Below are 13,677 nucleotides of genomic sequence, written 5' to 3' on the forward strand. Positions count from 1 at the left end.
CGCCGGGGGAGACATCAGCGGCCCGGCAGAGGTGGTTTCGCGGTGTCCCCCAACGGGCCCGGCTCCGACGGGCGCGGGACGCACTCACTCAGAACTCGCTGACGCCCCATGCAAAACACCGATCCCAACGACACCCTCTTCGAGCGCGCCCGCGCCGTGATTCCTGGCGGCGTGAACTCGCCGGTACGCGCCTTCCGGGCCGTCGGCGGCACGCCGCGCTTCGTAAAGCGCGCCCAGGGCGCCTATTTCTGGGACGCGGCCGATCGACGCTACATCGACTACATCGGCTCCTGGGGCCCGATGATCCTGGGCCACGGCCACCCTGCGGTGGTCGAGGCGGTGCAGCGCGCCGTGACCGATGGCTTCTCCTTCGGCGCACCGACCGAGCGCGAGATCGAACTCGCCGAAGCCATGCTCGCGCTCGTGCCTTCGATGGAGATGGTGCGCCTCGTGAGTTCGGGTACCGAGGCCGCGATGAGCGCGCTGCGCCTGGCGCGCGGCGCCACGGGCCGCAAGTACATCATCAAGTTCGAGGGCTGCTACCACGGCCATGCCGATGCATTGCTGGTCAAGGCGGGCTCCGGCCTCGCGACCTTCGGCAACCCGACCTCGGCCGGCGTACCGCCCGAGGTGGTGCAGCACACGCTGGTGCTCGAATACAACAACCTCGCGCAGTTGGAGGAGGCCTTCACGCTTCACGGCCACGAGATCGCGGCCCTGATGATCGAGGCCATCGCGGGCAACATGAACTTCGTGCGCGCGAGTGCGGCTTTCGCGCAGCGCTGCCGCGAGCTATGTACGCAGCATGGCGCGCTACTGGTGTTCGACGAAGTCATGACCGGCTTCCGCGTGGGCCTGCACGGCGCCCAGGGCGTGCTGGGGGTGCGGCCCGACCTCACGGTGCTGGGCAAGGTCATCGGCGGCGGCATGCCGCTCGCGGCCTTCGGCGGCCCGCGCGCGATCATGGAGCAGCTGGCGCCGCTGGGCCCGGTCTACCAGGCCGGCACGCTCTCGGGCAACCCGGTGGCCACGGCCTGCGGCCTCGCCACGCTGAAGGAGGTGGCACGGCCAGGCTTCTTCGACGCGCTGTCACGAAAGACCCGCACGCTGGTCGACGGCCTGAAGGCGGCGGCGCAGGCGGAAGGCGTCCCCTTCAGCGCCGACAGCGAAGGCGGCATGTTCGGCTTCTTCCTGCTCGAGCAACTTCCGCAGAACTACACCCAGGTCATGGTCACGGACAGCGCAAGATTCAACACGCTCTTCCACGGGCTCCTGGCACGCGGCGTCTACATCGCGCCGGCGCTCTATGAGGCGGGCTTCGTGAGCGCGGCCCACAGTGACGAGGATCTCGCAGCCACCATCGAGGCAGCACGCGCCATCTTCAAGACCTTGCCGCGCGCATGACCTCCAGCTGAAGTACCGCTGCTCTGATTGAGTCCGCTCAGTGCCGGAAATGGCGAACGCCTGAGAACACCATTGCCACGCCGCGCTCGTCCGCGGCATCGATCACCTCTTGATCGCGCATCGAACCGCCGGGCTGGATCACGCAGCCCGCCCCGGCATCGACTACCACGTCCAATCCGTCGCGGAACGGGAAGAAGGCATCGCTGGCCACCGCCGTGCCCGACAGCGACAGGCCCGCGTGCTGCGCCTTGATGCTCGCGATGCGCGCCGAATCGAGGCGGCTCATCTGACCCGCACCCACGCCCATGGTCATGCCGTCGGCGCAGAACACGATGGCGTTGCTCTTGACGTACTTCGCGACCTTCCAGGCGAACAGAAGATCCTGCAACTGCTGCGGCGTTGGCTGCTTCTTCGTCACCACCTTGAGCTCGTCGATCGACAGCTCGCGGTTGTCCGCCGTCTGCATGAGCAACCCGGAGCCGATACGCTTGACGTCCACCAGGTTACGGCCTTGTTCCCAGGCCGTCTTGCCGCCCGGGGGTAGCGCGATCTCCAGGATGCGGACGTTGACCTTGCTCTTGAACACCTCCAGCGCCTCGGGCGCATAGCCGGGCGCCATCAGCACCTCGACGAACTGCTTGGACACAGCCTCCGCAGCGGCGCGGTCCAGCGGCCGGTTGAAGGCAATGATGCCGCCGAAGGCCGAGGTGGGGTCGGTCTTGAAGGCCTTGGCGTAGGCCTCGTGTGCGTCTTTTCCGATCGCCACGCCGCAGGGGTTCGCATGCTTGACGATCACGCAGGCCGGGGTATCGAAGCTCTTCACGCATTCCCAGGCCGCGTCGGCGTCGGCGATGTTGTTGTAGCTGAGCTCCTTGCCCTGTAGCTGCTTCGCGCTGACCAGCGAACCGGGCGCCGGGTACAGGTCGCGATAGAAGGCGGCCTGCTGATGGGGGTTCTCGCCGTAGCGCAGGTCCTGCAGCTTGATGAACCGGCCGTTGCTCTGTGCCGGGAACAGCGCATGCGTGCCGTCGTCCTGCAGGCCCGAGAGATAGTCGCTGATCGCGCCGTCGTACTGGCTGATGCGGTTGAAGGCCGCTACCGAGAACGCGAACTTCGTCTTCTGGCTGAGCTGGCCTTCGGCCTTCAGTTCGGCAAGCGCCTGCGAATATTGCGAGGCGTCCGTCAGAACGCCCACGTCCTTCCAGTTCTTCGCGGCGCTGCGCACCATGGCAGGCCCGCCGATGTCGATGTTCTCGATCGCGTCCTCGAGCGTGCAGCCAGGCTTGGCGACAGTGGCCTCGAAGGGATAGAGATTGACCACCAGCAGATCGATGGTGTCGATGCCCTGCTGCGCGAGCGCCGCCATGTGGGCGGGCACATCGCGACGCGCCAGCAGGCCACCGTGCACCTTGGGGTGTAGTGTCTTCACCCGGCCGTCGAGCATCTCGGGAAAGCCGGTGAGCTCTGCCACCTCGGTGACGGGCAGGCCGGCATCGGCCAGCAACTTGGCGGTGCCGCCGGTGGACAGCAGCCGGATGTCCAGCGCATGCAGGGCTTGCGCGAATTCGAGGATGCCGGTCTTGTCGGAGACGGAAATCAGTGCAGTCAGTGCCATGTGGCTATTTCAGGAGTTTGTGTTCGACCAGCTTCTTGCGCAGCGTGTTGCGGTTCAGGCCCAGCCATTGAGCGGCCTTGGACTGGTTGCCCTCGGCCCGCGTCATCACGACGTCGAGCAAGGGCTTCTCGACCACGCGCACCAGCATGTCGTACATGCCGTCGGGTTCGGTGCCACGCAGATCGCGGAAGTAGCTGTCCAGGCTGCTTCGCACGCAGTCTTCGATGTGTTTTTTGCTCATGGCCCTCTGCTCTTCTTTTCGTTGTTCATTTCATGCCAACGCGTCCGCCTGCTCATCGCTGGGCGTTCGCGCGCTGCCGCCTTCGTTGGGCGGAATGCGGTCCATCTGCGCCGCCAGCACATCGAAGAAGTCCGCGACAGCGCGCCACTGCGCCTCGCAATCCTCGATGGCATTTATCTCGCTGCGGAACCGCTCGCCGCCCGGCAGGTCGCGCACGTACCAGCCAATGTGCTTGCGCGCGGTGCGCACGCCGCTGTAGTCGCCGTAGAGCGCGTAGTGCTGCTGCAGGTGGTCGAGCATCAGGCGCCGCACCTCGGCCACCAGCGGCGGGGCGAGATGCGTGCCGGTCCCGAGGAAGTGCGCGATCTCGCGAAAGATCCAGGGCCGCCCCTGCGCTGCGCGGCCGACCATCAGCGCATCGGCGCCAGTGAGCGCCAGCACATCGCGCGCCTTCTCGGGCGAGTCGATGTCGCCGTTGGCGGCCACCGGCACGCGCACCGCCGACTTGACCGCGGCGATGGTGTCGTACTCGGCCTCGCCCCTGTAGCCCTGCTCGCGCGTGCGGCCATGTACCGTGAGCATGCGTACGCCGGCATCTTCGAAGCGCCGTGCCAGCGCGACGGCGTTGCGGTGGTCTTCGTCCCAACCCGTGCGCATCTTGAGCGTGACCGGCACGCCGTGCGGCGCCGCAGCACGAACCACTGCTTCGACGATCTCGAGTGCCAGCGGCTCGTCGCGCATCAATGCGGAGCCGGCCCACTTGTTGCAGACCTTCTTGGCCGGGCAGCCCATGTTGATGTCGATGATCTGCGCGCCACGCTCGATGTTGTACTGCGCGGCCTCGGCCATCATGGCGGCATCGGTGCCGGCGATCTGGACCGCAATGGGTCCCGGCTCGCCCTCATGGTTGGCGCGGCGCGAGGTCTTGAGCGAGTTCCACAGTTCTTTGCGCGAGGTAACCATCTCGCTCACGGCATAACCGGCACCAAGTTCGCGGCACAACATGCGGAAAGGCCGGTCGGTCACGCCCGCCATGGGTGCGACGAACAGGCGGTTCTCCAGCACGATGTTGCCGATCTGCAGGGTCATGGAGGAAGTGGCGAGCGCCGGGGGCTGCTGAAAAATGAGGCACGATTGTAGCGGTGCCGCGAAGCGGCCGCTGCAACGATTTGCACTTTTGCCGGTGCGGTAGCCAACGCTTCGATCTATACGCTAGCCCCGCATATGGCCGCTTCTTTCTATACTGCGGCGCACATGCAAGCCTGGCTCGACTCTTCACTTGCGCTTCTTGCGCTGCCTCAATTCGGGCTAAGCACGCTTTTCGTCGCCGCCTTCATATCGGCCACATTGCTGCCGGTCGGCTCGGAGCCAGCGCTCTTCGGCCTGCTCAAGCTCAACCCCGAATTGTTCTGGCCAGCCGTCGGCGTTGCCACAGCGGGCAACACGCTCGGCGGCATCGTGGATTGGTGGATCGGCTACGGCGCGCACAAGGTGGCCGACAAGTACTCGCACTCCAAGCACCACATGCGCGTGCTGAACTGGCTCGAGAAGCTCGGTCCCAAGGCCTGCCTGCTGAGCTGGTTGCCGATCGTCGGCGACCCGCTCTGCGCCGTCGCGGGCTGGCTGCAGCTTTCCTTCTGGCCCTGCGTGATCTATATGGCGATCGGCAAGTTCGCGCGCTACGTCTCGATGACGGTGGCGCTGCTCTACATCTGGCCGAACTGAGCCGCACGGGCGCTCAGCTCAGCAAGCCGCACGGCTGTCGAGGAAATAGACAGTGATCCTGTTCAGGCGCTGAACAGGAAGTTCATCACGTCCCCATCCTTGACGACGTACTCCTTCCCTTCCGCCCGCATCTTTCCGGCATCCTTCGCGCCCTGCTCGCCCTTGTAGGCGATGTAGTCGGCGAACGAAATGGTCTGCGCGCGGATGTAGCCCTTCTCGAAGTCGGTATGAATCACACCGGCCGCCTGCGGGCCGGTGTCGCCGATGTGGATCGTCCAGGCGCGCACCTCCTTCACGCCGGCGGTGAAGTAGGTCTGCAGGCCCAGCAGCTTGTAGGCGGCGCGGATCAAGCGGTTGAGGCCGGGCTCGTCCTGGCCAATCTCGGCGAGGAACATCTTCTTGTCCTCCTCGTCCATGTCGGCCAGTTCGGATTCGATCTTGGCGCTGATGGCGACCACCGGCGCGTCCTGGGCCGCCGCGTACTCGCGCAGCCGGTCCAGGAAGGGGTTGTTCTCGAACCCGTCCTCGGCCACGTTGCCGACGAACATCGCAGGCTTCGCGGTGATGAGCGAGAACTGCTTGATCAGCGGCTTGTCTTCCTTGCTGAACTCGACCGTGCGCACCGGCTTGTTGTCGTTGAGCGCAGCCTGGCATTTCTCGAGCAGGGCCACCAGCTTGATGGCCTCCTTGTCGCCCGAGCGCGCGGTCTTGGTATGGCGCTGCAGTGCCTTCTCGACGGTGGCCAGGTCGGCCAGGCACAGCTCGGTCTGGATCACCTCGATGTCGGAGATGGGGTCGACCTTGCCGGCGACATGGACAACGTTGTCGTCCTCGAAGCAGCGCACCACATTGACGATGGCGTCGGTTTCGCGGATGTGGGCCAGGAACTGGTTGCCCAGGCCTTCGCCCTTGCTGGCGCCGGCCACCAGGCCTGCGATGTCGACGAACTCGACGATGGCCGGCACGACGCGCTCCGGCTTCACGATCTCGGCCAGCTGGGCGAGCCGCGAATCGGGCACCTCGACGACGCCGACGTTGGGCTCGATGGTGCAGAAGGGATAGTTCTCGGCCGCGATGCCAGCCTTGGTCAAGGCGTTGAAAAGGGTGGACTTGCCGACGTTGGGCAGGCCGACGATGCCGCACTGGAGACTCATGGCGGGACTTTCAGGATGCTTTGGGGAAGCGCGGATTTTAGGCGCGCCGCTTCACCCTCACTCGAAGCGCAGGTTGGCGCCGACCGGCTGCCCGCGCCGCAACATGTGCTCGATGCCCTCGAGCACGATCGCGTTCATGCCGAAAGTGATGGCGCCGGCGACGCGCGGATCGGCGCGGTAGGTCCGCAGCATGTCGCCCACCTCGGGGCTGCTGTCGGCCGTGGCCGGGTCGATGTCGGGAATCGGGCAGCGCGTGCAGGGCTTCACCGGCTGCAGGCGTGCGTCGCCCTCGCCGGTGCGCACATGCAGCAGCTCCACACGGTCCTCGTCGTGCGCCTCGAGCCCGGCCAGCACGATGTTGGGGCGGAAGCGTTCGATGCCGACCGCCGCGTGGCCCCGCGCGGCGAGTCGCGCATTGAGTTCGCCCAGCGATCCCTCGCTCGCCACCAGCAGCGGATAGCCATCGGCAAACTGGTTCTGCGCCTCGATGCCGCCGGTCCACTTCAGGCTCGACAGCCGCTTGTGCTCGGGGTCGAAGCGCACCAGCCGCAGCTTCTGCGGACGACCGGGCTGCGACAGGAAGTCGCTGAACCATTGGGCCGCGATGTCGCCCATGTCGTAAGCGGCCACTTCGTCATTCCAGACCCGCACGCGCACCGGCTGCTCGACCCGGTCGAACGCAATGTGCAGCGCCAGCATGCCGGGCGCGCGCAGCACCATCTCCGAGTGCTTCATCTGTGGACGGATCAGCGCCATGCGCGGCAGCTCGCGCTGGGTGACGAACTCGCCATCGGCGTCGACCACCATCCAGGCGCGATCGAATTCCAGTCCGGTTTCGGTAAGCAGCGCCTCGGGCAGCTCGACGCCGGCGCAGGATTTGATCGGATAGACGAAGAGGCGGGCGATGGTCGCCTGCAGGTCGAAATTGGACGGAGCGGTCACGGGCGAATCCTTGGCTGAAGCGGGCGATTGTCCCGCACGTCGGCCGCATCGGCCTCCTACAATGCCCCGATGGCTCTTCCTCCCGAGGTTTGCATTCGCGGCGCCGGCATCGTCGGCCGAACGCTGGCGTTGCTGCTGGCGCGCGAGCGCGTCCGCGTCGCGCTGGTGGCGCCCGCAGCAGCGGCTGAAAAGGAGGACGTCCGCGCCTATGCCCTCAACGCGGCCTCGAAGGCCTTGCTCGAGACCCTGCGCGGCTGGCCCGATGCGCCGCATGCCACGCCGGTGCGCGAAATGCTGGTACATGGCGACGAAGGTGGCCGCGTGCAGTTCCATGCGGCGCGGCAGAAGGTGGAGGCGCTGGCCTGGATCGTCGACGTGCCGGCGCTGGAGCAGCAGCTCGCCGACGCCGTTCGCTTCCAGTCCCGCATCGAAGTCGTGGCCGAGCCTGTGCAGTCGCCGCTCACGGTGGTCTGCGAAGGCCGCATCAGCGCCACCCGCGAGACGCTCGGCGTGCGCTATGAGGTCACGCGCTATCCGCAGCACGCGATCGCCGCCCGCCTGGTGGCCGACGAGCCGCACGACGGTGCCGCGCGCCAATGGTTCAACGACCGGGGCGAGGTGTTCGCGCTGCTGCCGATGAGCGGCAAGCAGCTCGCGCTGGTGTGGTCGGTCGATCAGTTCCGCGCACCGGAGCTGCTCGCGCTGACGGCCGAGCAGTTCAACGCCGCCTTGCACGAGGCCAGCCACGGTGCGCTGGGCGCGGTGCGCCTGGTCAGCGAGCGCGCGTCCTGGCCGCTGCAGCGCGCCATCGCAGACCGTTGGACTGGCCGGCTCGCCGACGGCAACGCCTGGGCGCTGGCCGGCGACGCGGCGCACACGGTGCATCCACTGGCGGGCCAGGGCCTCAACCTGGGCCTGGCCGATGCCGCGGCGCTGGCGAATGTCATCAAGGACCGCGACTACTGGCGCAGCGTGGGCGACGCCCGGCTGCTGCGCGCCTACGAACGCTCGCGCCGGGCCGAGGTATTGGCCATGAGCCTCGCCACCGACGGCCTGCAGCAGCTTTTCGCGCACAGCGCCGACCCGCTGCCGGCCCTGCGCAACTGGGGCATGCGCGGCTTCGACCGCACGCGGCTCATCAAGAACTGGGTCGCCAAGCAGGCCATGGGCTTGGCATGAGCCGCACGGCCGCTCCGAAGGCGAATAGCACCGCAGCCGAACGCGAAGGTACCCACTGAATTCCGCAAGCAAGACCACCACCATGAAATCCGCATCCGTTCTTCTTGCCGCGCTCGCATTCGGCTGCAGCCTGGGCGCCACGGCCGGCGAAGCCGAGATCCGCCAGAACCTGGCCGCGCGCATCCCGCAGTTCGCCAAGATCGACGAGATCCGCAAGGCACCGATGCCGGGGCTCTACGAAGTGCGCATCAACGGCTTCGAGATCTTCTACACCGACGAGCAGGGCAACTACCTGCTGCAGGGCAACCTGATCGATGTCAAGGCGCGGCGCAACCTGACCGAGGAGCGCGTCGAGAAGCTCAGCGAGGTCGCCTTCGACAAGCTGCCCGTGAAGGACGCCTTCAAGATCGTGCGCGGCAACGGCAAGCGCAAGCTCGCGGTCTTCGAGGATCCGAACTGCGGCTATTGCAAGCAGTTCGAGCGCGACCTGACCAAGGTCGACAACGTGACGATCCATCTCTTCCTCTATCCGGTGCTGGGCCCGGACTCGGTGACCAAGTCGCGCAACATCTGGTGCGCCAAGGACAAGGCCAAGGCCTGGGCCGACTGGATGCAGCGCGGCATCACGCCCGAGACGGCCGAGTGCGATACCGCCGCGCTCACGCGCAACCGCGAGTTCGGCCAGAAGTACAACATCACCGGCACGCCCACGTTGATCTTCAGCGACGGCACGCGCGCCCCCGGAGCGATTCCGGCCGCGCAGGTCGAGAAGCAACTCGCCGCGATCAACTGATGGTCGCGGCGGCCATCCACTACCGCGTCGAATGCGCGGACCGCAACGCGCACCTGTTCGCCATCACGCTTCGCATCGAACGGCCTGACGCGGGTCAGCGCGTCTCCCTGCCGGTGTGGATCCCGGGCAGCTACCTGGTGCGCGAGTTCTCGAAGAACCTGCAGCAGCTGCAGGCCAGCCAGGGCCGGCGCAAGCCGGCCGTGCAGCAGCTCGACAAGCACAGCTGGCAGATCGACTGCACACCGGACAAGCCGCTGGAACTGCGCTACCAGGTCTGCGCGTACGACAACTCGGTGCGCACCGCCTGGCTGGACAGCGCGCGGGCCTTCTTCAACGGCACCAGCCTCTGCCTGCGCGTCGAGGGCCAGGCCGACGGGCCGCATGCGATCGAGATCGTCTCACCCGCGCTCCAGCCGGACGAGGAACGCTGGTCCTGCGCCACGGCCCTGAAGCCCGTCAAGACCGACCGCCAGGGCTTCGGCAGCTACCTTGCCGCCGGCTACGACGAGCTCGCCGACAGCCCGGTCGAGATGGGCGCCTTCTGGAGCGCCGAGTTCGAGGCCTGCGGCGTGCCGCACCGCTTCGTGGTCGCGGGCGCACCGCCCTCCTTCGACGGCGAGCGCCTGATCGCCGACACGCGCGCCATCTGCGAGACGCAGATGCGCTTCTGGCACGGCGCCAAGGTCGGCAAGCGCGGTGGGCCGAAGCCGCCGCACGACCGCTACGTCTTCATGCTCAACGCGGTGGACGACGGCTACGGCGGCCTCGAGCATCGCCATTCGACGGCGCTGATCTGCACGCGGCGCGACTTGCCGCAGCACGGACTCAAGAAGCAGGGTGATGGCTACACCACCCTGCTGGGCCTGGTCAGCCACGAATATTTCCATACCTGGAACGTGAAGCGCCTGCGCCCTGCCGAGTTCGAACACTACGACTACGGCCAGGAGAACTACACGCAGCTCCTGTGGCTCTTCGAGGGCTTCACCAGCTACTACGACGACCTGCTGCTTCGCCGCGCCGGCCATCTGGATGACGCGGGCTACCTGCGCCTGCTCAACAAGACCGCCAACCAGGTGCTGCAGGCGCCGGGCCGTCATGTTCAGTCGGTGGCGCAAGCGAGCTTCGATGCCTGGGTCAAGTACTACCGACAGGACGAGCAGACTGCCAACACCACCATCAGCTACTACACCAAGGGCGCGCTGGTCGCCCTGTGCTTCGACCTGACTCTGCGCGCCGAAGGCGGCGGCTCGCTCGACGACGTGATGCGGCTGATGTGGAAGCGCAGCGGCGGCGGGCCCGTGGCCGAGGCCGACTTTGCCGCCGCGCTGGAAACCGTCGGGGGCCGTTCCTTCTCGGACGAGATCGCGCGCTGGGTTCATTCGACCGAGGAGCTGCCGCTGGTTGAGCTGCTGAGCCGGCACGGTATCGCCTCGAACGACGATCCGTCCCAGCGCGCGCAGGAACTGGGCATGCGCGTGGCGGAGTCGGGCGGCAGCGTGCAGGTCAAGATGGTGTTGCGCGGCGGCGCGGCCGAGCAGGCCGGCTTCTCGGCCAACGACGAGTGGATCGGCATCGAGCTGGCCGCTGCCAAGGGCCGTCCGGCACAGGGCTGGCGCATCGCGCGGCTCGATGACCTCGCGCTCTACCTCGGCGCGCTCAAGAAGATCACCGCGCTGGTGGCGCGCGACCGGCGCCTTCTGCGGTTGCCGCTCACGCTGCCCACCGGCGTGACGACCTTGCGGCTGGCCGTGCAGGATGCTGCCAAGCTCGCGCGGTGGCTGGCACCGCAGTAAAAACGGCGACGAGCCGCTCCCGATTTGTTCCCTTCAAGGAGATCCTCATGAGCTACGAGAACATCGAAGTCCGTACCGAGGCCGGCAAGGTCGGCATCGTGACGCTGAACCGGCCCAAGGCCCTGAACGCGCTCAACGACGCGCTGATGACCGAGCTCGGCGACGCGCTCAAGGCCTTCGACGCCGACCCGGCCGTCGGCTGCATCATCGTGACCGGCAGCGAACGCGCCTTCGCCGCGGGCGCGGACATCGGCGCCATGGCGAGCTATAGCTTCGTCGACGTCTACAAGGGCGACTACATCACGCGCAACTGGGAAACCATCCGAAGCGTGCGCAAGCCGGTGATCGCGGCGGTGAGCGGCTTCGCGCTCGGCGGCGGCTGCGAGCTGGCGATGATGTGCGACTTCATCATCGCGGCCGACAACGCGAAGTTCGGCCAGCCGGAAATCAAACTCGGCGTGATCCCGGGCGCCGGCGGCACGCAGCGCCTGCCACGCGCCGTGGGCAAGGCCAAGGCCATGGACATGGCGCTGACCGGCCGCATGATGGATGCGGCCGAGGCCGAGCGCTCGGGCCTGGTGAGCCGCGTCGTCCCGTATGACAAGCTGATGGACGAGGCGCTCGGCGCGGCGCTCGTGATCGCCGACTTCTCGCAGGTGGCGGTGATGGCCGCCAAGGAGTCGGTCAATCGCGCCTTCGAAAGCGGCCTGGCGGACGGCGTGATGTTCGAGCGCCGGCTCTTCCACGCGCTCTTCGCCACCACCGACCAGAAGGAAGGCATGGACGCCTTCGTCAACAAGCGCAAGCCAGCCTTCAAGCACGAATGAACTAGCGGGGCGGTGCCGCGGGCGGCACCGTCTCGGACTCGGCCGGCTGGTGCGGCGCCAGCTTCAACTGCAACTGGGGCGGCGACGCAGGCTGCACCGGGTGCTCCACGGCCCTTTGCAAGGCCTCGCGCAAGGCTGCCACCGATCCCGGCGAGGGCGTACCCGTCGACGCCGCCCCGCGCCCCTCACGCCAGCGCACCTGGCTGCGCCCCAATTCGAAGGTTGCCATCACATCGCCGTTGCTGCGCTCCAGCGTGACACGCCATTCCGGCGCGCCCGCCAACGGTTGGGCGCCGACCGCCGAGATCGCGGCCGATCCCAGCAGGGCGTTGAGGTCCTGCGCCTCCGAACGCGACAGGCTGCGGCTGGCGCCGCCTCGCTGCGTGATGGTGAGGCGGCTCCATTGCGAGAGCGCGGAGAAACTGGGCAGTTCGGGCGATCCGGTGCGCGCGGGTGGCGCCGCAGCGGCGCGCAGCTCGCGCGCGGGCTCGGCGGCATCACGGACAGCCCCGGGCGCGGCCGGAGGTGCCACGGGTGCGGCAGGCGCCGCCGCAGCGGGCGCAGGCGCGGATTGGCCCGCGGGTGCAGGGGCCTCTTTCTTCCCAGGCTCCTTCGCGGCTGCGCCGGCCGATGCGGACAGTGCCGCCTTGTCGGCTTGCCGCCGAGCCAGCTCGGAAGGCGCGTGAGCGAGCACAGGGCGTTCCGCCGAGAGGGGGGGGCGAGCGCCTTGCGCCGGGGTCGGCACCGGGGTCGGTTCCGTTGCCGCCTGCGGCGCAGGAGCCGGGCCGCCCGGGATGTCCTGGCTTGAGGGCAACGCCCGTTCTGTCGTCGGAGGTGGGAAGGCGGGCGCTGGCGCAGGCGCAGCCGACGGCGGGGGGGCCGGCGCGGCCGGGGCCTCGCTGCGCTGCGCTGGCGCGCGGACCAGTGCCTCGCCATCGGGACGCACGCCGGGCACGGGCTCGCGTTGCCAGAGCACCGCGATCAGCACGCCGACCAGCACAGTCGCAAAGGCGGCGTTCCAGGGCAGGCGGCCACCACCCTCCTGGCCGCCACCGATGCCCAACAGCCGCTGCCACCAGGGCCGAGCGGGCTCGGGCGCGCCGGGCGCCGCGAAAGGCATCACCGCCTCGTGCGCGTGGTCGAGGATCGCCTTGCGCAGGCGCCAATTCGGCGCCACCGTGTGATCCGGCGCATGCAGAAGTGCGCGCCGCAGCGCCTCGTCGCGGAGGTCGCCGGTGCTGTTGTCGTCCGTCGTGCTGCTCATGGGCGACGCTCCAGCACCGTCAGGTAGCGCTCCATGCAGGCGCGCAGCTTCTTGAGCCCGTAGCGCAGGCGGCTGCGCACGGTTTCGAAATTGATATCCAGCGTCTGCGCCATCAGCTCGACCGTGAAGCCATCCTCGTGGTGAAGCAGGAAGGCCGAGCGTTGCTCGTCCGGCAGCTCATCGAGGCAAGCCAGCAGACGGCGGCCGGCGGCGCGCCAGAAGGCCAACTCCTCGGCCGACGGATGGGCGGCATCGGAAGGTGTCCCGCCCCCGTTCAGCAAACCGCGGCTGAACAGGCGCGCCGCCTCGAGGCCGTCGCCGTCCTCGTCATGGGCGTAGAAGGTGACTTCGCGCCCGCTCAGGCGCAGCCGGTCCATGGCCAGGTTGTGCGCGATCGTGAAGGCCCAGGTGCGCCAGCTCGCGCCCTGCGGCGAGAAGCTTTGCCGGGCCGCGATGATGCGCATCCAGGTCTCCTGGAAGACCTCCTCGACCTCCGCTGCGAGCCGAACGCCCATGAGGCGCCGCACGAAGCGGAGCAACGCGCTCTCGTGACGCGCGTAGAGCGTGTCGAACGCACCGGTGTCGCCGTCGGCGTAGGCAAGCATCAACTGGTCGTCCGGCATCGTGGCGTGGAGCGCGGGGTTCGCGGCGGGTGGCGCAAGCATCGGCAGATTTTCACCTCTCGTTCTACGAACGGCGGCGATGGCCGGGGTTAGCGATAGCGCAAAAATACGCGGCGC

The 13,677-nt window shown here is 67.8% G+C and carries 13 protein-coding genes; 6 read left to right on the forward strand and 7 right to left on the reverse strand.

Annotated elements, in window-relative coordinates; all coding sequences use genetic code 11:
* Positions 1-108: 108 nt before the first annotated feature.
* Positions 109-1,404, forward strand: coding sequence for a glutamate-1-semialdehyde 2,1-aminomutase (gene hemL / locus E5P3_RS26275; RefSeq protein WP_162588643.1), 1,296 nt, complete (start codon positions 109-111; stop codon positions 1,402-1,404).
* A 37-nt stretch (positions 1,405-1,441) separates the two neighbouring features.
* Here hemL and purH read toward each other — a convergent pair whose 3' ends face one another.
* Genes purH through dusB form a run of 3 tightly spaced genes read right to left on the reverse strand, consistent with a single transcriptional unit; the run spans position 1,442 to position 4,349 of the window.
* Positions 1,442-3,019 carry a bifunctional phosphoribosylaminoimidazolecarboxamide formyltransferase/IMP cyclohydrolase gene (purH, locus tag E5P3_RS26280; RefSeq protein WP_162588644.1) on the reverse strand — a complete coding sequence of 526 codons (1,578 nt, stop codon included), beginning with the start codon at positions 3,017-3,019 and terminating at the stop codon, positions 1,442-1,444.
* Positions 3,020-3,023: 4 nt separating this feature from the next.
* The gene (locus E5P3_RS26285) at positions 3,024-3,260 is read right to left on the reverse strand and encodes a Fis family transcriptional regulator (RefSeq protein WP_068683508.1); all 237 of its coding nucleotides are present in this window, start codon (positions 3,258-3,260) and stop codon (positions 3,024-3,026) included.
* A 30-nt stretch (positions 3,261-3,290) separates the two neighbouring features.
* Positions 3,291-4,349 carry a tRNA dihydrouridine synthase DusB gene (dusB, locus tag E5P3_RS26290; RefSeq protein WP_162588645.1) on the reverse strand — a complete coding sequence of 353 codons (1,059 nt, stop codon included), beginning with the start codon at positions 4,347-4,349 and terminating at the stop codon, positions 3,291-3,293.
* A 165-nt stretch (positions 4,350-4,514) separates the two neighbouring features.
* Between dusB and E5P3_RS26295 the strand changes: the two genes are divergently transcribed.
* Positions 4,515-4,985 carry a YqaA family protein gene (locus E5P3_RS26295; protein ID WP_162588646.1) on the forward strand — a complete coding sequence of 157 codons (471 nt, stop codon included), beginning with the start codon at positions 4,515-4,517 and terminating at the stop codon, positions 4,983-4,985.
* A 62-nt stretch (positions 4,986-5,047) separates the two neighbouring features.
* Here E5P3_RS26295 and ychF read toward each other — a convergent pair whose 3' ends face one another.
* Both ychF and E5P3_RS26305 read right to left on the reverse strand, forming a co-directional pair.
* Positions 5,048-6,139, reverse strand: a complete 1,092-nt coding sequence (gene ychF, locus E5P3_RS26300) for a redox-regulated ATPase YchF (protein ID WP_162588647.1) — start codon at positions 6,137-6,139, stop codon at positions 5,048-5,050.
* 57 nt (positions 6,140-6,196) lie between these two features.
* A complete protein-coding gene (locus E5P3_RS26305) occupies positions 6,197-7,081 on the reverse strand; it encodes an MOSC domain-containing protein (RefSeq protein ID WP_162588648.1) in 885 nt (294 codons plus the stop codon).
* 69 nt (positions 7,082-7,150) lie between these two features.
* Between E5P3_RS26305 and E5P3_RS26310 the strand changes: the two genes are divergently transcribed.
* From E5P3_RS26310 to E5P3_RS26325, 4 genes are all read left to right on the forward strand, one after another.
* On the forward strand, positions 7,151-8,260 hold the full coding sequence (locus E5P3_RS26310) for an FAD-dependent monooxygenase (protein ID WP_162588649.1): 1,110 nt from the start codon (positions 7,151-7,153) through the stop codon (positions 8,258-8,260).
* 82 nt (positions 8,261-8,342) lie between these two features.
* Positions 8,343-9,053 (forward strand): DsbC family protein, encoded by a 711-nt coding sequence (locus E5P3_RS26315; protein ID WP_162588650.1) that lies wholly within the window; start codon positions 8,343-8,345, stop codon positions 9,051-9,053.
* Complete coding sequence (locus E5P3_RS26320; protein ID WP_162588651.1) at positions 9,053-10,846, forward strand: M61 family metallopeptidase; 1,794 nt, start codon at positions 9,053-9,055, stop codon at positions 10,844-10,846. Before E5P3_RS26315 ends, E5P3_RS26320 begins: the two co-directional genes overlap by 1 nt.
* Positions 10,847-10,893: 47 nt before the next feature.
* Complete coding sequence (locus tag E5P3_RS26325; protein ID WP_162588652.1) at positions 10,894-11,673, forward strand: enoyl-CoA hydratase; 780 nt, start codon at positions 10,894-10,896, stop codon at positions 11,671-11,673.
* 1 nt (position 11,674) lies between these two features.
* Here the strand turns inward: E5P3_RS26325 and E5P3_RS26330 are convergent, their stop codons facing one another.
* Together E5P3_RS26330 and E5P3_RS26335 are read right to left on the reverse strand one after the other, a co-directional pair.
* Positions 11,675-12,937, reverse strand: a complete 1,263-nt coding sequence (locus E5P3_RS26330) for a hypothetical protein (RefSeq protein ID WP_162588653.1) — start codon at positions 12,935-12,937, stop codon at positions 11,675-11,677.
* Positions 12,934-13,602 carry a sigma-70 family RNA polymerase sigma factor gene (locus E5P3_RS26335; protein WP_232073316.1) on the reverse strand — a complete coding sequence of 223 codons (669 nt, stop codon included), beginning with the start codon at positions 13,600-13,602 and terminating at the stop codon, positions 12,934-12,936. The genes E5P3_RS26330 and E5P3_RS26335 overlap by 4 nt, the downstream gene beginning before the upstream one ends.
* Positions 13,603-13,677: the final 75 nt, after the last annotated feature.

Source organism: Variovorax sp. RA8 (assembly GCF_901827175.1).
Lineage (GTDB): Bacteria > Pseudomonadota > Gammaproteobacteria > Burkholderiales > Burkholderiaceae_C > Variovorax.